Source organism: Streptomyces sp. NPDC051940 (assembly GCF_040680895.1).
Lineage (GTDB): Bacteria > Actinomycetota > Actinomycetes > Streptomycetales > Streptomycetaceae > Streptomyces.
In genome coordinates this window covers 66,140-89,367 of record NZ_JBFAXR010000016.1, presented here as the reverse complement: position 1 = coordinate 89,367, position 23,228 = coordinate 66,140, and the positions used below count along the sequence as shown (strand labels likewise).

At 73.6% G+C, this 23,228-nt stretch carries 16 protein-coding genes and 1 pseudogene; 8 read left to right on the top strand and 9 right to left on the bottom strand.

The genetic code is table 11. The features are described 5' to 3' along the window. Positions 1 to 63: 63 nt before the first annotated feature. The 6 genes from AB0M28_RS09910 to iolC are packed head-to-tail and all read right to left on the bottom strand — an operon-like array spanning position 64 to position 6,586. Entirely contained in the window at positions 64 to 1,071 is a 1,008-nt protein-coding gene (locus tag AB0M28_RS09910; RefSeq protein WP_365400616.1) for a Gfo/Idh/MocA family oxidoreductase, read from the bottom strand. Next, entirely contained in the window at positions 1,068 to 1,997 is a 930-nt protein-coding gene (locus AB0M28_RS09905) for a TIM barrel protein (RefSeq protein WP_365400613.1), read from the bottom strand. The genes AB0M28_RS09910 and AB0M28_RS09905 overlap by 4 nt, the downstream gene beginning before the upstream one ends. Before the next feature lie 38 nt (positions 1,998 to 2,035). After that, complete coding sequence (gene iolD / locus AB0M28_RS09900) at positions 2,036 to 3,895, bottom strand: 3D-(3,5/4)-trihydroxycyclohexane-1,2-dione acylhydrolase (decyclizing) (RefSeq protein ID WP_365400611.1); 1,860 nt, start codon at positions 3,893 to 3,895, stop codon at positions 2,036 to 2,038. Further along, on the bottom strand, positions 3,892 to 4,749 hold the full coding sequence (gene iolB / locus AB0M28_RS09895) for a 5-deoxy-glucuronate isomerase (RefSeq protein WP_365400608.1): 858 nt from the start codon (positions 4,747 to 4,749) through the stop codon (positions 3,892 to 3,894). Before iolB ends, iolD begins: the two co-directional genes overlap by 4 nt. Further along, positions 4,746 to 5,624, bottom strand: coding sequence for an aldolase (locus AB0M28_RS09890; RefSeq protein ID WP_365400622.1), 879 nt, complete (start codon positions 5,622 to 5,624; stop codon positions 4,746 to 4,748). The genes iolB and AB0M28_RS09890 overlap by 4 nt, the downstream gene beginning before the upstream one ends. Before the next feature lie 17 nt (positions 5,625 to 5,641). Further along, positions 5,642 to 6,586 (bottom strand): 5-dehydro-2-deoxygluconokinase, encoded by a 945-nt coding sequence (gene iolC, locus AB0M28_RS09885; protein ID WP_365400605.1) that lies wholly within the window; start codon positions 6,584 to 6,586, stop codon positions 5,642 to 5,644. A 770-nt stretch (positions 6,587 to 7,356) separates the two neighbouring features. On the opposite strand from iolC, the gene AB0M28_RS09880 reads away from it, so the two are divergent. Beyond that, positions 7,357 to 8,358 (top strand): LacI family DNA-binding transcriptional regulator, encoded by a 1,002-nt coding sequence (locus AB0M28_RS09880; protein ID WP_365400619.1) that lies wholly within the window; start codon positions 7,357 to 7,359, stop codon positions 8,356 to 8,358. Between the two features lie 164 nt (positions 8,359 to 8,522). Further along, positions 8,523 to 9,443 carry a hypothetical protein gene (locus AB0M28_RS09875; protein ID WP_365400602.1) on the top strand — a complete coding sequence of 307 codons (921 nt, stop codon included), beginning with the start codon at positions 8,523 to 8,525 and terminating at the stop codon, positions 9,441 to 9,443. A 299-nt stretch (positions 9,444 to 9,742) separates the two neighbouring features. On the opposite strand, the pseudogene AB0M28_RS09870 reads toward AB0M28_RS09875, so the two are convergent. Next, positions 9,743 to 10,273, bottom strand: a pseudogene (locus AB0M28_RS09870) (VanZ family protein); the annotation flags it as partial. A 201-nt stretch (positions 10,274 to 10,474) separates the two neighbouring features. Then, positions 10,475 to 12,064 (bottom strand): cellulose binding domain-containing protein, encoded by a 1,590-nt coding sequence (locus tag AB0M28_RS09865; RefSeq protein WP_365400599.1) that lies wholly within the window; start codon positions 12,062 to 12,064, stop codon positions 10,475 to 10,477. Between the two features lie 159 nt (positions 12,065 to 12,223). Between AB0M28_RS09865 and AB0M28_RS09860 the strand changes: the two genes are divergently transcribed. From AB0M28_RS09860 to AB0M28_RS09850, 3 genes are all read left to right on the top strand, one after another. Then, on the top strand, positions 12,224 to 13,471 hold the full coding sequence (locus AB0M28_RS09860; RefSeq protein WP_365400597.1) for an MFS transporter: 1,248 nt from the start codon (positions 12,224 to 12,226) through the stop codon (positions 13,469 to 13,471). Positions 13,472 to 13,527: 56 nt separating this feature from the next. Further along, complete coding sequence (locus AB0M28_RS09855) at positions 13,528 to 14,166, top strand: 4'-phosphopantetheinyl transferase superfamily protein (protein ID WP_365400594.1); 639 nt, start codon at positions 13,528 to 13,530, stop codon at positions 14,164 to 14,166. Between the two features lie 170 nt (positions 14,167 to 14,336). Then, positions 14,337 to 15,029: an HAD-IA family hydrolase gene (locus AB0M28_RS09850; protein ID WP_365400591.1), complete on the top strand. Its 693-nt coding sequence runs from the start codon at positions 14,337 to 14,339 to the stop codon at positions 15,027 to 15,029. Between the two features lie 67 nt (positions 15,030 to 15,096). Here AB0M28_RS09850 and AB0M28_RS09845 read toward each other — a convergent pair whose 3' ends face one another. Continuing rightward, entirely contained in the window at positions 15,097 to 15,489 is a 393-nt protein-coding gene (locus AB0M28_RS09845; protein ID WP_365400588.1) for a DUF4188 domain-containing protein, read from the bottom strand. 612 nt (positions 15,490 to 16,101) lie between these two features. Here AB0M28_RS09845 and AB0M28_RS09840 point away from each other — a divergent pair. From AB0M28_RS09840 to AB0M28_RS09830, 3 genes are read left to right on the top strand one after another with little or no spacing between them, the layout of a single operon-like run. After that, positions 16,102 to 17,514, top strand: a complete 1,413-nt coding sequence (locus AB0M28_RS09840; RefSeq protein ID WP_365400585.1) for an acyltransferase domain-containing protein — start codon at positions 16,102 to 16,104, stop codon at positions 17,512 to 17,514. Beyond that, positions 17,507 to 22,186, top strand: a complete 4,680-nt coding sequence (locus tag AB0M28_RS09835; protein ID WP_365400582.1) for an SDR family NAD(P)-dependent oxidoreductase — start codon at positions 17,507 to 17,509, stop codon at positions 22,184 to 22,186. The genes AB0M28_RS09840 and AB0M28_RS09835 overlap by 8 nt, the downstream gene beginning before the upstream one ends. Then, a complete protein-coding gene (locus tag AB0M28_RS09830) occupies positions 22,183 to 23,112 on the top strand; it encodes a 3-oxoacyl-[acyl-carrier-protein] synthase III C-terminal domain-containing protein (protein ID WP_365400579.1) in 930 nt (309 codons plus the stop codon). The genes AB0M28_RS09835 and AB0M28_RS09830 overlap by 4 nt, the downstream gene beginning before the upstream one ends. Positions 23,113 to 23,228: the final 116 nt, after the last annotated feature.

Below are 23,228 nucleotides of genomic sequence, written 5' to 3'. Positions count from 1 at the left end.
CCGGAAATCCGGCCCCCTCTTCGGCGTTCGGCGGGCCGGGAGTCCCGGCCCGCCTTGGGCGCCCTACGCGTAGAACGCCGGCCTCTCCACCATCTCCACCTCGACCACGCCCCCGGTCCGCTGCGCCTCGACGGTCGCCGCGGCCACCGCCGTCGCCGCGTAACCGTCCCAGGCGGTCGGGCCCGTGGCCGTGCCGGCCGTCACCGAGTCCACCCACGCCTGCAGCTCCGTGTCGAACGCCGCCGAGAAGCGGTCGTCCCACTCCTGGTCGATCGCCGTGCCGACGCGGGCACTGCCGCGCAGCTCGACGTGGGCCGGGTCGGGGAGGCGGAGCAGGCCCTCCTCGCCGACCGTCTCGCACTGGATGTCGTAGCCGTACTGGCAGTTGACGAAGACCTCGAGGTCGATCCGCACCCCGCCCTCGGTCTCGAAGAGGATGAACTGCGGGTCCTTCAGATGCGGGTGGCGGCGGCTCGTCGAGCGCGGCATGACCACCTGCGCGGAGACGATCTCCTCCGACAGCAGCCAGCGCGCCGCGTCGATCTCGTGTACGCCGGAGTCCTGCGCAGCCATCTCCGTGGTGTACCCCGGCGGCACCGCCCGGTTGCGGTGCGCGCAGTGCATCATCAGCGGGCGGCCGATGCCCCCGGCGTCGATGATCCGCTTCATCTCGCCGTACCCCTTGTCGTACCGGCGCATGAAGCCCACCTGCACCAGCCGCCGCCCGAACGCCTCCTCAGCCGCCATGATCGCCAGGCAGTCCGCCGCCGTCGTCGCCAGCGGCTTCTCGCAGAACACCGGCTTCCCCGCGGCGATCGCGCCCAGCACGTGCTCCGCGTGCGACGGCCCCCACGAGGTGACCAGCACCGCGTCCACGTCGCCCGAGCCGATCAGCTCGGCCCCGTCCGCCGCGATCCGGGCGCCGCCCGCCTCCGCGGCGGCCTTCTCCGCCGACGCGGCGTCGATGTCGGTGACGACGCCGATCCGCGCGCCGCTCACCCGGCGGGTGACGCGCTCGATGTGCTCGCGGCCGATCGCGCCGGTGCCGATCACGCCTATCCGTACGGTCATGCGGTCGGGTCTCCGTTCAGGCCGAGGCCGTTCAGGTACTCGCGGGTGCGCACCGCGATGGGCAGGGGGACGTCGGGGGCGCACGGATAGAGGTCCTGCTCGACGATCACGAACAGCTCGGCGTCCAGCTTCGCCAGCTCCGGCACGATGTCCGCGGGGCTCGGCACGCCCGCCGGGGGCTCGACGCACACGCCGCGCTTGACCGCCTCGCCGAACGACAGCTTCTCCGCGGCCACCTGGGCGAGGATCTCCGGGTCCATCTGCTTGATGTGCACGTAGCCGACGCGCTCGCCGAAGCGGCGGATCAGGTCGACGTTGTCGCCGCCGCCGTAGGCGACATGGCCGGTGTCCAGGCAGAGGTTGGCCCAGCGGGAGTCGGTGGCGTTCAGGAAGCGCTCGATCTCCGGCTGCGTCTGGATATGGCTGTCCGCGTGCGGATGGACGACCAGGCGGACGTCGTACTCGTCGAGGAGGATCCGGCCGAGGCGGTCCGCCGCCTCGCCCACGCCCGCCCACTGGGCGGCCGTCAGCTCCGGCGGCTCGGTGAAGTCGCCGGTCTTCTCGTCGCGGTACAGCGGCGGGATGAACACCAGATGGTGCGCCCCCGCGGCGGCCGTCAGCGCCGCCACCCGGCGGACGTGGGTGAGCATCTCGTCCCACTGCTCCGGCCGGTGCAGCGCGCCGAAGACGGTGCCGCCGGAGACCTTCAGGCCCCGCGCGGCCAGCTCGTCGGCCAGGCGCTGCGGCTCGACGGGCAGATAGCCGTACGGGCCCAGCTCCAGCCAGCTGTAGCCGGCCTCGGCCAGCTCGTCGAGGAAGCGGGTGTACGGGACCTGCCTGTCGTCCTCGGCGAACCACACGCCCCAGGAGTCGGGGGCGGAGCCGAGGCAGAGATTCCCGGCGGTGATACGGGGTACAGCGGACATGTCGGGCGGCTCCTCGGGTGTGCTCGGGCTCTGGCGGTTCACAGGTAAGGGCGCTGCGCGCGCTTCGCGGTCTCGTACGCCTCGTAGGCCTGCCGGGTGGAGTCCAGTTCGGCGACCTCGGCGACCGGCACGTCCCACCAGGCGGAGCCGGGCGGGCCGGGGCTGAGGTGGTCGGTGACGACGTGCACGACGGTCGTGGTGTCGGCGGCCTTCGCCTCGGCGAGCGCGGCCTTGAACTCCGCCACGCTCGCGGCCTTCAGCACCCGTGCGCCCAGGCTCGCCGCGTTCGCCGCCAGGTCCACCGGCAGCACGCCGCCGTCCAGCTGCCCGCTCTTCTCGTCGCGGTAGCGGTAGCGGGTGCCGAAGCGCTGCGAGCCGAGGGACTCCGACAGGGCGCCGATGGAGGCGAAGCCGCCGTTGTCGACCAGGACGACGGTCAGCTTCAGCCCCTCGGAGACGGCGGTGACCAGCTCCTGGCACATCATCAGATACGAGCCGTCGCCGACCAGCACCACGACCTCGCGGTCCGGCGCGGCGAGCTTCGCCCCGACGCCGGCGGCGATCTCGTAGCCCATACAGGAGTACGCATACTCCACGTGGTACGCCTTCGGGTCGCGGGCCCGCCACAGCGCCTGCAGGTCGCCCGGCATGGAACCCGCCGCGTTGACGACCACGTCGCGGTCGTCGAGCTGCTCGTTCAGCGCGCCGAGGATCTCCGTCTGCGCGGGGAGCGGGCCGTGGTCCAGGTGGTACGCGCGGTCGGTGGCCGCACGCCAGTCGGCCGCCAGCGCGCGGACCCGCGCCCGGTACGCCTCATCCGTACGCCATCCCTGGAGCTCCCGGGAGAGCGCCTCCAGCCCGGCCCGTGCGTCCGCGACCAGCGGCTCGGCGGCGTGCTTCACGGCGTCCAGACGGGCCACGTTGAGGTTGACGAAGCGTACGTCCGGGTTGGCGAAGACCGTACGGCTCGCGGTGGTGAAGTCGCTGTAGCGGGTGCCGATCCCGAGCACCACGTCCGCCTCGGCTGCAAGCGCGTTGGCGGCGCTGGTGCCGGTGGCCCCGAGGGCTCCGACCGCGCAGGGGTGGTCCCATGCGACGGCGCCCTTGCCGGCGTGCGTGTCGGCCACCGGGATGCCGGTCGCCTCGGCGAACGCGCGCAGCTGCGGCCAGGCTTCGGAGTACACCGCGCCGCCGCCGGCCACGATCAGGGGCTTCGCGGACCCGCGCAGCAACTCCACCGCCCGGCGCAGCGCGTCCGGTTCGGGCTGCGGGCGGCCGACGTGCCAGACGCGGCGGTCGAAGAACTCCTCCGGCCAGTCATACGCCTCCGCCTGTACGTCCTGCGGCAGGCACAGCGTCACGGCGCCCGTCTCCACCGGGTCGGTGAGCACCCGCATCGCCGCGAGGGCGGCGGGGATCAGTTGCTCGGGGCGCTCGATCCGGTCGAAGTACTTCGACACCGGCCGCAGCGCGTCGTTCACCGACACGTCGCCGTGCCGGGCGTCCTCCAGCTGCTGCAGCACCGGGTCCGCGACCCGGGTGGCGAACGTGTCGCCGGGCAGCAGCAGCACCGGCAGCCGGTTGACGGTGGCCAGGGCGGCGCCGGTGGCCATGTTGGTCGCGCCGGGGCCGATGGAGGAGGTGCAGGCGAACGTCGCCAGCCGGTCGGTCATCTTGGCGTAGGCGGCGGCCGCGTGGACCATGGCCTGCTCGTTGCGGGCCAGGTAGTACAGCAGGTCGTCGCCGTACTGCAGCAGCGCCTGGCCGACCCCGGCCACGTTGCCGTGCCCGAAGATCCCCCACACGCCGTCGATCAGCCGCCGCTCGCGGCCGTCGCGCTCGCTGTACTGGTTCGCCAGGAAGCGGACCAGCGCCTGTGCGGTGGTGAGTCTCGTCATCGTGCCCCTCCCATGGGCAGTCGCGGGTCGGTCTCCTGGCCGTCCCAGGTGGTCCGGATCCAGCCGTGCGCCGGGTCGTCGCAGATCAGCCAGGCGCGGTCGGCGCCGGGTCCCGCCATGACGTTGAGGTAGTACAGGTCGTAGCCGGGCACCGCCATCGACGGCCCGTGCCAGCCGTGCGGGATCAGGACCACGTCGCCGGTGCGGACCTCCTCCAGCACGTCGAGGGGCCGGTCGTCCGTGCCGTACACGCGCTGGTAGCCCATGCCCTGGCCGGCCACCTCGAAGTAGTAGATCTCCTCGAGCTCGCTCTCCTCGCCGGGCCGGTGCTCGTCGTGCTTGTGCGGCGGATACGACGACCAGTTGCCGCCCGGCGTCAGCACCTCGCACACCAGCAGCTTGTCGGCGTCGAAGGTCTGCGGCAGGCAGTAGTTGTGCACCTGGCGGCTGCAGTTGCCCGCCCCGCGCAGCTCGACGGGGACGTCGGCGGCCGCTCCGTAGCGCACCGGCAGCCGCCGCTCGCAGCGCGCGCCGGGAAGGGCGAAACGGCCGCCGCCGGGGCTGGCGACGACGGCCTCGCAGTCGCGGGGGAGGTAGAGGAAGTCGGTGGGGGAGCCGAAGACGGTGTCCCGGCCGTCCAGTCGGTACGTCGTGTCGTGGACGGTCACCGTGCAGGAACCGTTCAGCGGCAGCACCAGATGCTCCGCGTCGCCGGTCGTGACGGTGTGCTCCTCGCCGGGGGCCAGCTCCAGGATCCGCAGACCCGAGTAGCCCCAGTCGGCCGACTCCGGGGTGACGACCGTCCGGTACGCACCCTCGGCCGTCGACCCCGCCTTCAGGTATCGCTTGCTCACAGCAGTCCCACCGCCCTGTCCACCGCTCCCGCCACGTCGCCGTCCGCCGGATACAGCAGCGAACGGCCCACCACCAGACCCTGCACCCCGGGCAGCCGCAGCGCCCGCCACCAGCGGGCCAGCGCCTCCCGTTCACCCTCGGCGCCGCCCGGATCGCCGCCGAGCAGCAGCACCGGCAGCGTGGTCGCCGCCAGCACCCGCTCCATGTCGTCCACCACCGGCAGCTTCAGCCAGGTGTAGGCGCTGCGCCGGCCCAGACCCGAGGCGACGGCGATCGAGCGGATCACCGCGTCGGGGGAGAGGTCGTTGCGCACCCGGCCGCCCTCCCAGCGGGAGAGGAACGGCTCCACCATCGCGAGGAGCCGTTGCTCCGCCAGCTCGTCCACCGCCCGCGCCGAGGCCTGCAGCACGCCCGCCGTCGCCGGGTCGTCCGGCGCGATGCGGGTGAGCATCTTGCCGCCGTCGAAACGCAGCGCGGCGATCGTCTGCGCGTCGTACCCGGTGAAACGGTCGTCGATCTCGAAGACCGAACCGGCCAGGCCGCCGCGGTTCATCGACCCGAACACGCACTTGCCGTCGAGTACGCCGAGCAGCAGCAGGTCCTCCAGGATGTCGGCGGTGCCCAGCACCCCCGTCACCCCGGGCCGCTCCAGCGCGACGCAGAGCCGGCGCAGCAGCTCGGCCCGGTCCGCCATGGCCAGCTCGTCGCCGCCCACCGCGGTGGCCCCGCGGGCGGGGTGGTCGGCGGCGATGATCATCGCCCGGCCGGTGTCGCCGAGCGGCGACTTGGCGCGGATCCGGCTCGCGGCGGCGGCGGTCACGGCCTCGGGGTCGCGGACGCGGCGGGCGGTGAGCTCGGCGATGCGGGCGCCGATGTCGTGCTCCTCGGGACTCACTGGACGTCGACCGCCTTCAGCCGCTCCTTGACCTCGGCCTCGGTGGGCATGGCGTCGGAGCACGCGAGCTGACCGGCCACGTGGGCGCCGGCCGCGTTGGCGAACGCGATCACGCGGTCCAGCCGCCAGCCGGCGAGCAGCCCGTGCACCAGGGCGCCGCCGAACGCGTCGCCCGCGCCGAGGCCGTTCACGACCTCCACGGGCACCGGGGGCTGTTCGACGACCGCGCCGTGGCGGTGCACGGCGAGCACGCCGCGCGGCCCCTGCTTCACGACGGCCAGCTCCACACCGGCGGAGAGCAGGGCCTGGGCGGCGGCGTACGGGTCGCGCTCGCCGGTGGCCACCTCGCACTCGTCGATGTTGCCGACGGCGACGGTGGCGTGCGCGAGGGCCCGCTCGTAGTAGGGGCGCGGCTCGTCCGTCCAGAACATCGGCCGCCAGTCCAGGTCGAAGACCGTGTGCGCGCGCCGCCCGCGGGCCTGCAGGGCGGCGAGCGTCGCGGAGCGGCTGGGCTCCTCGCACAGCCCGGTGCCGGTCATCCAGAAGACCGCGGCCGAGCGGACGGCGTCCAGATCCAGCTCCTCGGCGGCGATGTCGAGGTCCGGGGCCTTGGGGAAGCGGTAGAAGTACAGCGGGAAGTCGTCCGGAGGGAAGATCTCGCAGAACGTCACCGGGGTCGGCAGCCCCGCGGAGACGCCGACGTGCGCGGTGTCCACGCCGTAGCCGGCGAGCGCCGTACGGACGAACTCGCCGAAGGGGTCGGCGCCCGTCTTGGTGACGACGGCGGCGCGCCTGCCGTAACGGGCCGCCGCGACGGCCACGTTGGTGGGGCTCCCGCCCAGGTACTTGGCGAACGAGGTGACCTCGGCGAGCCCCACGCCGCTCTGCTGCGGGTAGATGTCGACGCCGACCCGCCCCATCGTCAGCACATCCAGTGCCATTGAATCCCTCCTGTCGCGCTCTACTAGAGCGCGCTAGATGCGAGTACGATCTTCCTGTCGGGCGGCGATGTCAAGAGCCCGGGCGGGGCACACGCCCCGGAGAGACGGGCCGGGGGCCCGGCGGATTGGGTGGTTGCGGTGGTGAGGTCGATACGTCGGAGCGGGACCGGGGGTCGCACCCCTGGCGCCGCGGGGGACGGTCGCGGGTATGCGCCGGCGGTCCGGGGCCGGGATGCCTGGCGTGCGTCGGCGGTCCGGGGCCGGGATGCCGGGCGTGCGTCGGCGGTCCGGCGCCGGGAGGCCGGGCGTGCGGCTGCGGCCCGGCGCCTGGAGGCATGGTCTGCGTCTGCGGCCCGGGCCGGTGCGCGCCGGTGCGCGCCGGACGGACGCAGCCCGGGGGCCCGCCCGGCGGGCGGGGCGGCCTGCCCACACCCCGAGGCGCCGGCGTCAGGCAAGACGGACAGTCACGGGTGGTGTGTGGGCGGGGGCATTCCCCGCGCCGAAGGCGCGGGGCGGCGCCGGCCGCCGAGGCCCAGGCCCGCCGCCGCGGGGGACGGACAGCGGTGGGTGGGGCGCGTGCGCCCCGAGGCGCCGGCGTCAGGCAAGACGGACAGCCACGGATGGCGTGTGGCTGGGGACATTCCCCGCGCCGAAGGCGCGGGGCGGCGCCGGCCGCCCGCGACCGCGAGGGACGGACAACGCGGGGCCCAGCCCCGCGAGGCGAGGTGACACAGAACGTGACAGGTAAGCGCGAGCAGAGGCGCCCCACGATGGCGGACGTCGCCGCGCGGGCCGGCGTGTCACGGGCCCTGGTCTCCCTGGTCTTCCGGAACCAGCCGGGCGCCAGCGACACCACCCGCGAACGCGTACTGCGCGCCGCGGACGAACTCGGCTACCGCCCGGACAGCGCCGCCAGGCTCCTGGCCCGCGGCCGCAGCCGCACGATCGGCGTACTGCTGACCCTGCACCACCCCTTCCACGCGGACCTCGTCGAGGCGATCTACCCGGAGGCCGAGCGCCTCGGCTACGACGTACTGCTCTCCGCCCGCGCCCCCGGCAGGGACGAACGCGTGGCGGCGGAGGCCCTGCTCAGCCACCGCTGCGAGGCGCTGATCCTGCTCGGCCCCGAATCCGACGCCGCGTTCCTCGCCGAACTGGCGCGCCGCAGCGCAGCCCTGGTAGTGGTCGGCGCGGACGCGCCGGGCGGCGGCGGCGCCGACAGCGTCCGCACGGCGGAGGGCAACGGCGTCCGCCAGGTCATCGACCACCTCGTGGCCCTCGGCCACCGCCGTATCGCGCACATCGACGGCGGCCGCAGCGCGGGCTCGGCGGAGCGCCGCCGCGCGTACCGGGCCGCGATGCGCCGGCACGGCCTCGCGGAGGACATCCGGGTCATCCCGGGCGCGCACACGGAGGAGGCGGGCATAGCGGCGGGCCGCCTCCTGGCGAAGGAGGACGACGCCTCGGCGACCCGCCCCACCGCGGTCCTCGCCGCGAACGACCGCTGCGCGGTGGGCCTGCTGCACAGCCTCGCGGGCGCGGGCCTGGAGGTCCCGGGCGACCTCTCGGTGGCGGGTTTCGACGACAGCCACCTCTCCCACCTGTCGCACATCGACCTGACGACGGTCCGCCAGGACGCGGTGGCCCAGGCCGCCCAGGCAGTGCGCTTCGCGGTGGAGCGCCTCGACGACCCCTCGCTCCCACCCCGCGAACTGGTCCTGGAACCCCGCCTGGTGATCCGGGGGACCACAGGAGCGCCCCGGGCGGTGTGAGCCCGGCGCGAGGCGGATCAGGGTCGCCCTCCCCGTTCGACAAGGAACCCGTGCCTCTTGTCATGTTTAGCATGTGCATGTAACCTAACCGCCCGCTGTCGACCGAGACTCGCGAACGGTTAGAGGTCCTGATGCCGAGAGGGATCCGAGCGATCGTCCTGGTCATGGGAGCCGCGATGCTCACGGCCTGCGGCACGTCGCCCGCAGAGGTCGTCAGCTCCGAGGCGTCGCCATCGGCCGCGGAGCGGCCAACGCCGCACATGCCGGAGGTGGTCAAGAAGAACTGGCCACCGGCGGTGCCGCAGCGGGGCCTGACACGGGGCATGGTGCTTCCGCTGGAGAAGTACATGGTCACCTACGCGCAAGAGGTGGCGGTGCAGCAGGCCAGGGACATCACCGAGATCCGGTGCATGGCGTCGTTCGGCTTCACCGACTGGGAGACGGAGCCTCTCGGCACGTCGCCGCCGGTGGCCGCCACGGCGGCCAACATGCCCCTGCGGTACGGCGTGAGCGACCTCGAGGACGCGAGGAAGTACGGTCAGCACCCACCGCAGCTGGGTTACGAGAGCACTCCGCCGCCGAGCCGAGAAGATCCCCAGGCGGTTGAAGTGCTGAACGGCATGAAGGCTGACGGACAACCACTGACCGAGAAGAACGGCAGGCCGGTCCCTGAGGACGGGTGTCTCGGCAAGGTCGGCAGGGACGTCGGAAACCTCGACGTATCCCTGGTGGAGCGCCTGAACGGCGACAGCTTCACGGAATCCCAGAAGGCGCCGACCGTGCTGCGGGCCATGTCGAAGTGGTCCGCGTGCATGAAGGACAAAGGCTACGACGTCAACACGGTCTGGGGAATCAGCGATCGAGTCGGGACGACGGGAGACGCAGCCTCGGGCGAAGAGGTCGCGATCACGGTCGCCGACGTGGAATGCAAGACCACGACCAGCCTCGTCCAGACCTGGTTCGACGAGGAAGAAGCCATTCAGAAGCGGTTGATCGCAGACAACGCGCCCGCCCTGGAGGCATCACGCACGAAGGCCGCTGAGGTGACGGCCACGGCTGACAGGCTGATCGCCACCGCGGAGTAGTACACCGGACAGCGCCGCCGACCTCAGGGGTCCCGCTTGGTGCGGTCATCCTTCTTCGGCCGTGCTTTCGTCCCCGCTGCCGCCTTCTTCTTTCCTGCAGCAGTCGCCTTCCCCTTGACGGTCGCCTTCGCCCGAGTCGCCGTCTTCGCCTTTGCGGTCGACTTCGCAGGCGCCTTCGCAGGCGCCTTCGCCTTCGCCCGTGACCCCGTCTTCGCCTTGGCCCGCGGCCTCGCCCCGCCCGACCCCTTCGCCGCCGTACGCCCCCCGCCCCCCGTGCCCGGGCTCCCCGGCCGGGGCCACCGCTGCCACCAGCGCCGAGGGCGCGGGTGTACCGCGTGGCCGAGGCGGCGGCCCAGGAGTAGGTAACCCAGTAGTGCGCCCGTGGTGTTGAGGATCACGTCGTCGATGTCGAAGGCCCGGCCCGTGATCAGCAGGCCCTGGGTCAGTTCGACCCAGACCATGACCACGGCCGTGACCGCCGCGACCCGCAGGAGGCCGCGCAGCTGCGGTACCAGGACCGGGAGCAGCACCCCGAACGGGACCCCGAGTGCGATGTTGCCGCCCAGCTGCTTGACGGTGTCCTGGAACGCCGGCTGCGACCAGTACGTGCGGATGGAGTCACCCGGGCGCAGATTGGTGTGCGTGAGCGGCTCGGAGGCGGTGGACGGCTCCAGCGTCAGCCGCGCCAGCACTGCCGCGAACGCGGTCATCGAGGCCAGGGCGACCATCATGACCAGCACCCGCGGCAGGATCGGTAACCCCCCGGCGGGGCTCACGTCCTCGGCGCGCCGGCGGACGCCGGGCGTTCCCTTCCGAGCCGCGACGCGCATGCCGGAACCCCCCTCGGTCGAAACGGTCTGCCGGGACGAATACCCCCACAGGAGGTGATCATGTCAAGCCCGGCCATCCGCACCGCACGCCACCCGCACCGCACGCCGCCCGCCCCGCCGAAGACCGCGGGGCGGGCGGCGTACCAGGCGCCGGCCGGCGCGTGGGGGGTGAAGTGGGCCGGCCGGCTGTCGGGGCGGACCTCAGCCGGTGTACGGCGCGAAGATCCGGGAGAACTCGTACGGCGACTGCGCGATGTTCGTGCACCGGTACAGCGCCCCCGTACACGCGTTGCGGTCGCGTGTCGTCTCCCAGAAGGCGAGCAGCCCGAGGTGCTTGCCCTGCGCGTACGTCACGAGCTGCCGCGCGTCCGCCTGGTCGTAGATCCGGCCGTCGTCGTTCTGCCCGAGCATCGGCGTCACCCCGACCATCGCCCACACCTGGGCGTCGGTCCGCCCCGGGTAGAGGGACTTGAGCTGGTCGAACGTGCTCTGCGCGGCCTGCAGCGCGGCGTCGCCGTAGTCGGCGGAGCGGTAGTAGTCCATGGCCATCACGTTGACCACGTCCAGCACCACCCCGGCGTCCCGCGCCGAACGCACCACGGCGAGGCCGTCCGCCGTCAGCCCCTCGGGCAGTACGGGCAGGGTGAGCGAGACGCGCAGCCCCGGGTGTGCCTGCTGCAGCCGGGCCAGCGCCTGGGAGCGGCGGGCGACGGACGCCGGTTCGGCCGTGGCTGAGCCCTCGATGTCGAAGTCGGCGTAGGCCAGCCCGTACGCCCGTACCACCGCGTCGTACTCGGCGAACAGCGCGTCGACCGTCGGGCACGCCTGGGCGAGTTCGATGCCGCTGGCGCCGCCGAAGGAGATCTTCACGTCGCCGCCGCCCGCGCGGATCGCGTCGACCTGGTCCTTGGCCCAGCCGGAGCGCGGATCGTAGGCGTTGAACCACATCGCCTTGCACCCGGAGGCGGTGACGAAGGCCATGGTGAAGCTCTTCAGCCCGCTCGCCGCCGCCATCTCGGGCATGCTCGGCGTCGGCCAGGCGCCCATGTCGACATACGGCGCCGTGCGTACGCCCCCGGGACCGGGAGGCGTACCGCCGGACGTGGTGGTGCCGGAGACGGCGGCGCTGTACGCGGAGAGGTTGCCGGCGGCGTCCCTGGCGCGGACGCGGAAGGCGTACGACGTGCTCGCGGCCAGCCCGGTCGCCGTGTACGACGTGCCGGTCACGGTCACGGGGCTGCCGCCGTCGCGGGACACCTCGTACCCGGCGACGGAGCCCGAGTCGTCGGTCGAGGCGGCCCAGCTCACGGTCAGGGACGAGCTGGTCGCGGAGCCCACGGAGACCCCGCCCGGAACGCTCGGCGGCGTCGTGTCGCCACCGGAGCCGCCCGCGCAGGACGCGCCGTTGAAGGTGCAGCCGGCCGGCAGGCCCGTACCCGCGGAGACCCAGCCGAAGGTGGTGCTCGCGCCGGGGGCGAGGGTGCCGTTGTACTCGCGGTTGGTGAAGGTGTGGTGGCTGCCGCTCGCGGTGTGCAGGGCGTCCCAGTACGTGCCGACGCTCGTCCCGGACGGCAGGTCGAACTCCAGCCGCCACGAGGTGATCGTCGCGGCGGAGGTGTTGGTGACGGTGTACTGCGCCTGGTAACCGGTCTCCCAGTCGGCGGTCTTGGCGAAGACGGCCGACGGTGTCGCCGCGGTGGCCGGGGAGGCGAGGACCACGGCGGCGGACGGTGCGAGAAGTGCGGCCAACGCCGTGGCCAGCGTGGCGAACAGGCCCGGGGTTCTACGCATGGGGGGTCTCCCTCGGCCGTGCGGGAACGGGGAAGGTGCGTGACAGGTGGGGCTGCTATGGAACCTTGGTCCAGACCAATCCACTTGTCAAGGCCAGGACATGCTGGCTTAATCGGGGAGCGGCGCGAATTCAGCCGTCCGTACACGGTGGGGGCCGGAATGGGCGAGAAGGACCTGCTGCGCGACCGGGGCTTCGTCTTCCTGCTCGTCGGGCGGTTCCTCGCGGTCATGGGGACCGTCGGCGCGCCCGCGGCCGTCGCGTTCGGGGTGCTGGAGGCGCCCGGCGGCAATCCGACCCGGCTGTCGGTCGTGATGGCCTGCGAGTCGGTGCCGATGCTCGTCTTCATGCTCGCCGGCGGCGTGGTGGCCGACCGGTACCGGCGGAGCCGGGTGATCGTGGTGGGCCTCGGCCTGTCGGCGGTCGCGTTCACGCTGGTCGGCGTGATCCTGGCCACCGGCTGGCTGCCCTGGTGGACGGCCGGCCTCGCGGCGGCCGTCGCGGGCGTCGGCGCGTCGGTGCTCAATCCCGCGCTGGCCGGAATCGTCCCCGAACTCGTCGAGGCGTCCGCCCTGCACGCGGCGAACAACCTGATCGGGCTGGTGCGCAACGTCGCCCGGATCCTGGGCGTGGTGGCCGTCGGGGCGCTCGTCGCGGCCGTCGGCGGCGGCGACGCGCTGCTGGTGTGCGGCGCGGTGTTCGTCGTCGCCGCGCTGCCCTTCGCCCTGATCGGCACCCGCGGTCCGCGGGCGGAGCCGCCGGCGGGGAACAGCTTCGTGGCCGATCTGCGCGACGGATGGGCGGAGTTCACCCGGCGCGAGTGGCTGTGGGTCGTCGTCCTGCAGTCTTCGCTGCACTTCATGGCGTACACGGCTGCGGTGGCGGTCGTGGGGCCGGCGCTGGCCGTCGTGGACCTCGGCGGGGCGAGGCCGTGGTCGTGGCTGCTGGCCTGCGAGTCCGCGGGCATGCTGGCCGGTGTGGTCGTCGCGATGAAGTGGCGGCCCCGGCGCACGATCCTCGCGGGCGTGGTGTCCACCGCCGTCACGATGCCCACCCCGTTCCTGCTGCTGGGCGCCGGCGCGCCGCTCGGCGCCGTGATGGCGGCGATGGTGCTCAACGGCATCGGGATGAGCATGATCGCCGTCCTGTGGGCGACCACGGTCCAGGTGAAGGTGCCGACGCGGGCCCTGTCGCGCGTCAGCTCCTACGACGCGCTGGGGTCGAGCGTGATGGAGCCGGTGGGCCTGCTGCTCGCGGGGCCGGCCGTCGCGGTTCTGGGCGTACGCGACGCGATGACGGCGTGCGGCGCGATCCTGCTGGGCGTCACGCTGCTCTCGCTGCTCTCCCGGGATGTCAGGACCGTCCGGGTCGACCCCGCGGGGGAACACGTCGAGGAGGCTGCCCGCTGACTCCCACGACCGGCGACCGACCGACTCCGCAACCGGCGACCGTCGCGGACGGCGAGGTGAGGCTGCACCTGCTGCGGCTGACGCCCGGCACCCCGGCTCCCGCCGGCCTCGGCCCGCTCGACGAACGGGAGCGCGCGAGGGCCGCACGCTTCCTGCGGGAGGCGGACCGCGTCCGTTACGTCGTGGCGCACACCGCGCTGCGCCGGGTGCTCGCCGGCGCCGTGGGGCGGGCGCCCGCCGACCTGGAGTTCGTCCGCGAGGCGTGCCCCGGCTGCGGCGGACCGCACGGCCGGCCGGCCCTGGCGGGGGACGGGGTGCCGCAGTTCTCCCTCTCGCACAGTGGGGACCTGGTGCTGATCGCGCTGGCCGCGGTCGCGGTGGGGGTGGACGTCGAGCGCTCCGCCTCGGCGGCTGCCGTGGAGCGCGTGCTGCCGCTGCTGCATCCGGCCGAACAGGCCGAGATCCGCGGGGCGGAGAGGAGGCGGGACGCATTCACCCGGGTGTGGGTGCGCAAGGAGGCATGGCTCAAGGGGACCGGCGCGGGACTGGGCCGTGGGCTCGCCACCGACCATGTGGGGCTCACGGGCAGGCCCCCGGGCTGGGCGTTCGCCGAGGTGCCGGTACCGCCGGGGTTCGGGGCGGCCGTCGCGGTGCGCGGCGACGCCGTACGGCTGCGGGTGTGCGGGTCGCCCTGAAGGGCCGCCGCGTGGACTGGCCGTGGGGCAGGGGGTGTTGGCGGGATCCCGCGTCGGCGCGTCGTCCGCGTCGGGTAGCATGACCGCCGCTCGCCGCCCCCAGCGCGCTGTCATCACCCCGTATTCCCCATTCCCCGCAGTCAGCCGGAAGTCAAGCTTTCGTCGAACGGATGCATCCGTACATGTCCCAGGCGACACCAGTGGCGCGTCAGCCGCTCACCGCGGAATTCACCGATCCGGACCAGGTCCGGCACCACTTCGTCGAAATACAGGCCGTCCTCTTCGATCTGGACGGCACCCTGGTGGATTCCGATCCCGCCATTCACCGGCACACCGTCCGATGGGCGCACCGGCATGCCCTCGACCCCGACACCGTTGTCCGCGTCTCGCAGGGAAGACGCGATATCGACTTCATCCGTGAGCTCGTTCCGCACGCCGACGCGGAGGCCGAACTGGCCTGGTTCGACGAGGTTTCCGTAGCCGATTCCGGGGATGTGGCGCCGGCGCCCGGCGCCCGCCGGCTGCTGGCGGACCTGCCCGCCGGCTCCTGGGCCGTCGTCACGTCCGCCACCCGGCCTGTCGCGTACTCCCGGCTCGCCGCGGCGGGTTTGCCCGTGCCCGAGCTGCTGGTCTGCGCCGGCGACGTGGCCCAGGGCAAACCGAGCCCGCAGGGCTACCTCGCCGCGGCGCGCCGGTTCGACGCCGATCCCGCCCGCTGTCTGGTGATCGAGGACTCCGAGGTGGGACTGCTCGCCGCACGCGCCGCCGGCATGCCCGCGCTCGCCGTCGCCGGGCCCCGGACGCCCGTGCACGGGCGTCGGATCGAGGACCTCGACGCTCTCAGGGTGATCTCCGGACGCTGATCCGAACACCCGGCATGATGACCGGCGCCCGTCGCGCCGGGCCGGCGGACCGCCCCCCCGGCGCCCGTCACGCCGGGTCGGCGGACCGCCCCGGCGTGTGGCCGACCGCCTCGCCCAGGCCGAAGACGGGCATGTTGACGTACCGGGCTTCGTAGGAGCCGGGGGAGATGCGGTAGAGCTCGTGCCAGATGCCGACGTCTCCGTTGCTGCCGACGCTGGAGTTGAACCATTTCCAGTAGGTGCGGTGCTGTTGCTCCGCCGAGCGGGAGAATTCCATGAGCTTCTCGAAACTCTCCCAGTACTGGATGACCGTGATCGTGCGCCGGTGGCGGCTGAACCGGGTTCCCAGTAGTCCGAGTTCGGGGTCCTGGGCGAGCTCGATCAGCATCTTGGGCATGGCGTTGAGCGCCGGCCACCACTTGTGTATCTTCCACAGGCTGTTGAATCGCATTCCGACCATGAACAGAACGAATCCGCGTTCCGTTTCGGCGTTCATTCTGCCCAGCTCGATCTGTGGCATGTGAGCGATTCCCTTCGAGGGGCGGCGAGCGGCGGCGTGATCACCCGGTCTACCGAGTCAGGGCATCGTAGGGTGCGGATCCGTCGGGCACCATCAGGGTCATCTAGCGGCCGCGCGGCGTTCCGGGGCGGATCCGGCCAGATGTCGGGTGATCGGGGACTCGGGCGCGGGCTGCTCCCGGCCGGTTCGGCCGACGGCCCTCACCGGCCCCTCGCGCTCCCGTGCACGGGCGGCGGGGCAAGGGTCCCGGCGCGCTTCAGGGGCGTTCCGGAAGCTGATGCTCCGCGTGCTCCGCTGCACGTCCGCCCAGGTGCTCGACCGACATGATCCGGCCAACACGTGGGGCAGACGGGGGAGTTGTTGCAGTGGGCAACCGGTTTAGACCTGTTGCGTGAGCCGGGAATCTCTGTAGTCTGACCGCGCCAAGTGGCCTAGACCTGTGTGCGGTCCCGACCGGTCATGGGCCGGCCCTTGGAGTTCCGCCGCAACGCGTTCGACGTTCCACAGTTGTTGAGTTTCAGCACCGTGCACCGTGCCCGAAAGCGAGTCGGAATGGACTTGAGAACCGCCCTGCTGCTGCCCGGACAGGGCGCTTACCGGCCGGGGGTGTTCGCCGGCCCGCGCAGCGCCCCGGTCGCGGAGGTGCTGGAGGCCGTCGACGCGGTCGCCGCCGAGTTCGGCCGCCCCGCGATCTCCCCCCTCCTCGCCGACCCGGACGCGCCGGACGCCCGCCAGCTGTCGGCCTCCGACCCGTTCTCCCTGCAACTGGCGATCTTCGCGGCCGCCCTCGTGTACGCCGCCGAGGTCGTCCGGCGCCGGCCCGCGGACGTCGTACTCGGCCACAGCATGGGCGAGATGGCCGCGGCCGTGCACGCCGGCTGCCTCAGCGTGGCCGACGGCGCGCGGATCGTCGCGCACCGGGCGCGGGCGCTGGAGCACTCGGCGGCCGGTGCGGGCGGCATGCTCGCGGTCACCCTGTCCGCCCGGCGGGCCGGAGCGCTGCTCGGCGCCGCCGAACTGCCCGGCGCGCGGCTGGCCGTCGTCAACGCGCCCCGGCACACGGTGCTCTCCGGTCCGGAGGCCGACCTCGGGATCCTCGCCGCGCTGGCCGACGTGCTCGGTGTACGGGCGGTGCGGCTCCCCGCGCCGTACCCGTTCCACAATCCGCTGCTGGCCTCGGCACAGGCCGAGTTCGCCGCGGCGATCGCGGACATCCCCCTCCGGCCGACCGCGACCCGGCTCTACTCGCCCGCGCTCGGCGAGCTGGTCAGCGACGACACCGACCTGACGGCGATGCTGGTGGCGCAGCTGACCCGGCCGGTCGACTTCCTCGCGGCGCTGCGCGAACTCCAGTCGTACGGGCTGGAGTCGGTCGTGGAGTGCGGCCGGGCGGGGCTCAGCGAGCTGGTCACCGCCGCCACGGGCTGCGCCGCGACGCCGGCGGAGCGGTGGCTGCGTACGGACGGCGACGCGGAGGCGCCGATACCGGTGGCGCCCGCGGCGGCTCCGGCAGCGCAGCAGGCCCCGGCGCCCTCGGTCGCCCCGGCCGCGCCCGTCGTCGTGCCGCACACCGCCGTACCGTTCGAAGCCGCCCCGGCCGTGCAGGCCGCCGGTGTGGCACAGGCCCCGCTCCCGCACGGCAACGGTGTAGCCCCGCTCCCGCAGGCCGGCGGCGTGGCACAGCCCCCGTCCCCGCAGTCCCCCGACGCCATCGTCGCCACCCTCCAGCAGATCTACGCCGACCGCCTCGGCTACCCCATCGAGGCGATGGACCCCGACGCCGACCTCGAAGGCGACCTCGGTGTGGACTCGCTGAAGCGGATGGAGATCCTCGGCACCCTGACCGACCGGTTCGACCTGCACCACGTCGTCGACGACACCCGGTTCGCCCTGCAGTCCAACCTCGCCGGACTTGCCCGGCTGATCGCCGAGACCAGCGGCGCGGGCCAGCCGACCGATGGCTGACCGCGGGCGCGCCGGCCGCTACCTCGTCGAGATCGGAGACCGCGCCACCGCCGAGGCGGTCGTCGCCGCCCTGCGCGCCGAAGGCCGCGACGCCGCCCTGCGCAACGCCGCCTCCCTGCCGGCGTTCGCCGGTGAGCCCGCCCCGGACGCCGTGGTGGCGGTCGGCATGGGCCTGGCCGTCCCCGGTGCCAGCTCGCCGGACGAGTTCTGGGAACTGCTCCGGGACCGCGAGCCGCAGTTCAGCGAGCCGGGCGAGCGGATGGACATCGACGCCCTGTGGTCGGCGGACCCGGCGGCGCCCGACAAGACGTACACCAGGACCGCCGGGTTCATCCACACCGCCGGCACCGACCCCCGCATCGCCCCGTTCCGCCCGCACCCCGCGCTGGCGGACGAGGACGGGAACGGGCGTGAGCTGAGCGGACGGTGGCTGCGCCACGGCGTGCTGCAGGCGCTGGAGGGCGTGCACCATGGTGCCGGGGTGCGCACCTTCGCCGCGGTGGGCATGACCGCCGACGGCGGACACGCGGCCGAGCAGAGTCTGCTCCGCCGCGCCGGGGGGCTGCTCACGGGCGAAGCCGATCCGCTGGCCGGGCTGTATCCGGCCGGGGACCCCGACCTGGCGCGTACGGCCCCGTACCGGGTGGTGCGCGAGGCGCTCGACGGTCTGGTGGAACCGGCGGAGACCGTCGTGGTGGACACCGCCTGCTCCTCGTCGCTGTACAGCTTCGACTTCGGGATGCGCGCGCTGCGCGAGGGACGGGCGGACCTGGCCCTGTGCGGCGGCGTGTACTCCGTCAACGCGCAGACCATGGTGCTGTTCTCCAAGCTGGACGGGCTGGCGAAGGGCGGCCTCGTACGCTCGCTGGACACCGGCGCGGACGGCGTGCTGTTCTCCGACGGCGCCGCCGTGGTGGCGCTGAAGACCTACGCCCGCGCCGTCGCGGACGGCGATCCCGTGCTGGGCTTCGTCCTGGGCTTCGGAGGCTCCTCCGACGGCCGCGGCAAGGCCGTGTACGCCCCGAACCCGGCCGGTCAGCGGATCGCGCTGGAGCGCGCCTGGGACGCGGCGGGCGTCGCTCCGGAGGAGATCGACTGGGTGGTGGCCCACGCCACCGGCACCTCCGCGGGCGACCAGGCGGAGATCGAGGCCCTCACCACCGCCGCCCCCGCCAAGCGGTGGACGCTCACCTCCAACAAGTCCCTGATCGGGCACACCGGCTGGGCGGCGGGCGCGGTGAACGTCGTCCACGCGCTGCTGGCCCTGCGACACGGGGTGATCCCCGCCCAGCGGCTGTTCTCCGGACCCGCGTCGGACGCCGTCGACATCCCCCAGGTGTCACGGGCCTGGCCCGCCACGGCGGACGGCCGCACCGCGGCGGTCTCGGCGATGGGCTTCGGCGGTACGAACGCGCACCTGATCCTCGGCGACCGGCCGCGCGCCGCCGCGCCCGGGGGTGTCGGCGACCGGCCGCGCGCCGCCGCCCGCGAGGACCTCGGCGACCGGCCGCAGGCCGCCGCACCCGAGGACGCCGCGCCGGCCGCCGACCCCCTCGTGATCGTCGCCTCCACCGCCACCGAACCGGGCGGCGGGGCGGCCGTGTTCGGCGACACCTTCCCCGTACCCGCGCCGCTGGAGGTGCGGCTGCCGCCCGCCGTGCTGGCCCGGCTGGACCTCAGCCAGCTGATGGCCCTGCGCTGCGCCCTGGACCTGCGGGGCGAGTGGCTGAAGGAGCCCGCGACGGCGGCCCGCACCGGGCTCTACGTCGGCCACTCCGGGCAGGTCCGCCAGGCCATGGCGTGCACCCTGCGGGCGTACCTCGACGACATCGCCAACCGCTCCGCCGGAACCGCCGCCACGGCCCTCGGCGCCGCCGCGCGCACGCTGGCCCCCGAGGCCAACAGCGACTCGCTGCCAGGGCTCATGCCCAACATCATCGCCTCCCGGGTCGCCCAGCTCCTCGACGTACACGGCCCGAACATGACGCTGGACGCCGGCCCCGACTCCAGCCACGCGGCGCTCGCAGCCGCCTGCCGCGAGCTGACCGCGGGCTCCCTGGACGCGGCGATCGTGATGGGCGTGGCCGGCTGTGCCGAACTCGTCCGCTCCCCGGACGAGCGGGAGTCCGGCGAAGCGGTGGCGGGCGTCGTGCTGATGCGGCGCTCCACCGCCGAGGCGCTGGGCCTCACCCCGCTCGGCGAACTGCGCCTCGCCGAGGGACGCCAGGCCGACGCGGCGCCGACGACCCCACGCTACGTGCACGGCGCCGAGGGCCTGCTCGCCCTGCACCGGGCGCTGCGCGAAGCCGACGACCCGGTGCTGCTCGCCCCGCGGGCCCCCGGCACCCCGGCCCTGCTGTGCGCACCCGCGCCGCGTACGCCGGAGCTCGGCGAGCTGCGCCCGTACGTCATGCGCACCCGGTGGCTGGAGCGGCCCGAGGTGCGGGCGGCGCTGCCCGCACCTGGCCCGGACACCCTGGTGCTCACCAACGTCCCGGCGTACGCGCCGGCCGGCTGCACGGTCCTCACCCCCGGCGAGACCCCGGCCGACGACCCGGGCGCCCTCGTGACCGGCCGCCGTCCCCGCCACGTCCACGTCGTCTTCGACGCCGCCGCACCCGGCGCACTGCCCCTGCAGGAGCTGGCGTTCGCCGCCGCGCACCACTGCGCGGACGGGATCGAGTACGGCGGATCCTTCGCCGTACTCGTCCTGGACCAGGAGTCCCGTCCGACCACGGGCCTGTTCACCGGACTGGTCCGCGCACTGACCGCGGACATCCCGGACGCCCTGGTCTACGCGGTCGTCACCGACTCCGGCGACCTCGACGCCGCCCTCGCGCAACTCGCCGGCGAATCCGCCCGCGACCGCCACCTCGGCGTGGCGTACTACCGCGACGGCCGCCGCCACGAGACCGTCCTGACCCCTGAGCCGGCCCGCCCGGCCCGCCGCGAACTCCCGCCCGCCCCCGTGATCATTGCAACCGGCGGCGGGCGGGGTATCACCGCCGAACTCGTCGACCAGCTCGCCCGCCGCTCCGGCCCCGCCGCGATCTGGCTGCTCGGCTCCGGCCCGGAGCAGGTCGAGGAGCTGCCCGCCGACCGGCCCACCGCGCTGCGCCGGCTGATGGCCGCGCACCCCGGGGAGAAGATCGCCGCGCTCAACCGGCGGTACAACCGTATGCTGCAGGCCGTCGAGCGAACCCGCACCGTAAAGCTCTTGCAGGATCGTTACGGCACGCACCGCGTGCACTACAGACAGTGCGATGTGACCGACTTTGAAGCCGTCCGCCGGATCGCCGACGAGATAGGCGGTGCCGACGTCGTCGTGCACGGCGCCGGTGTGGAACGGGCGTCCGCGCTGCGGCGCAAGACCCCGGCGGAGTTCCGGTCGGTCCGCGACGTGAAGGTGCGCGGCTGGCTGAACCTGCGCGACGCCTTCGCCGCGTACGAACCCGCGCTCTGGCTGACGATCAGCTCCGTCACCACCGTCGTGGCCCGCCCCGGCGAGGCCGACTACATCTCCGCCAACGAGTACCTCACCCAGGCCGCCGCGCACGCGCGCGCCGCCGGGCAGGACGCGCACGCGCTGGTGTCCGGGCTGTGGGCGCAGACGGGCATGGTCACCCACACCCAGGTGCAGGACGAGTACCTCGCCCGCGAGGACAACTTCACCCAGCTCGACGACGACCTGGGCCGCCGCTACTTCGGCACCGAACTCACCCGCCGCCGTACCGACGACCTCACCACGGTCTGGCTCGGCGAGACCGAGTGGCGCATGCTCGCCGCCACCGCGCCCGCCCTGCGCGCGGCGGGAGAGCTGTGCGGGGCGTTCGTCCAGGGCGAGCCCGTACGACAGCCGGACGGGGCGGCGGTGTGGGAGCTGGAGCTGCCGCTCGACGTCCACCCGTACCTGCGCGACCACCGGGTGGACGGACGGCCCACACTGCCCGGCACCTTCATCATGGAGCTCGCGGCGGAGGCGGCGGCCGTCGTCGGCAAGGGGCGCCCTGTCGCGATCACCGACGCGGTGTTCTCGCGCTTCATCCGCGCGGCCGAGGAGCAGTGGCCGCGCCGGCTGGTGGTGACGGCGCACGGCGCGGACGACCGGGTGGACGTCGTCGTCAGCAGCCCGCCGCGCGGCGTGATACCCGCCCAGGAGTACAGCCGGATGACTGTGCTGCTCGGCTCGTACGACGGCTGCCGTGCGACCCTGCCCGTCCGGCCGGACGCGGATCCCGCCGTCGACCCGTACGCCCTGCCGGACTCCCCGGTACGGGTCAGCGGCATCTTCGACTCGGTCCGCGATCCGCGGACGTACGGGAGCGGCGGCTCGGCTCGGCTGCACCTGCCGCCGCCCGGCCGGCTCGGCCCGCTGCGGGAGTTCCTGCTGCCGGCGCTGGCCATGGACAGCCTGCTGCGCGCCACCGCGGCGACCTCCCGCGCGGAGGCCGAACCGGCGGTGCCCGTACCCGTCGGCTTCGAACGCTTCGACGTGTACACGGGCGGCAACGACGCCGCTCTCGGGCCCGTCGGCCTGCACTACGCACAGAGTCCGTCCCGGTGCGAAGCGGTCGACGCCGCCGGCCGGGTGCTGTTCGCCTTCACAGGGCTGACCACGAGAGACAAACGGGCGGCGGTTCGCCTGTCCGAGGCCGGAAAGGGTCCCCGATGACCGCACTGATCGAGGTCGCCGCGCATCTCGCACCCGAGGCGGTCCCGATAGCCGACATGGCGCCGAGGCTCCGCCTCAGCGACCGGGATCTGGCGCTGTTCCACCGCTACTTCGGGCTGAAGGAGGTCCGGCTGGCCCCCGACGCGGACCTGCGGGACCAGATCGTCTCCGCGGCCCGGGAGCTGGCGGGCCTGAAGGGCAACGAGGACCGCGTGTCGTACGTGGTCAGCGCCCGCACCATCCCGCTGTGCGCGCGTGCCTCCGAGAACCCGGTCCATGCCGCGGTCGACGAACTCGGTCTCTCGCACGCCCAGGTGTTCACCGTGACGCAGCAGGCCTGCGCGTCCGGGCTGGCGGCCGTGGACCTGGCCGGCCGACTCCTCGCCGAGGACGGCGATCCCGACGCCCTCGCGCTGGTCCTCACCGGGGAGAAGGCCCTGTGGCACCGGTCCCAGATGCTCCCGGGCACCACCGTGATGGGCGAGTCCTCGGCCGCCTGCCTGGTCTCGGCCCGGGGCAGCGGGGACGTCCTGCGCAGCTACGTCACCCGCACCTACGGCGAGTACTACAACGTCGACCTCCCGGCCCCGCACGGCGAGGAATTCGAACGCCAGTACCCGCACATGCTGACCTCGGTCATCAGGGAGGCGGTGGACGCGGCGGGGATCGAGCTGGAGGACCTGGCGTGGATCCTGCCGCACAACGTCAACCGGATCTCCTGGGCCCGCGCCGCCAAGCTGCTGGGCTACCCGCGGTCGCGGATCTACCTGGACAACGTGCCGCTGCTCGGCCACTCGTTCTGCGCCGACCCCTTCGTCAACTTCGCGGGCCTGCGGGACAGCGCCCAGCTCCGTACCGGGGACTTCTATCTGACGGCCGTGGTGGGTCTCGGCGCCACGTTCGCGGCGGCCGTGTTCCGCCACTGAACGCCTCCCGCGGGGTGCGCGTCGAAACAGGTTCCGGGGGCTGCGCCCCCGGACCCCCTTGGGAGCAGGTGGTCACGTGAGTGGGGCCGGTACGGACCGGCAGCGGACGTCGCTGG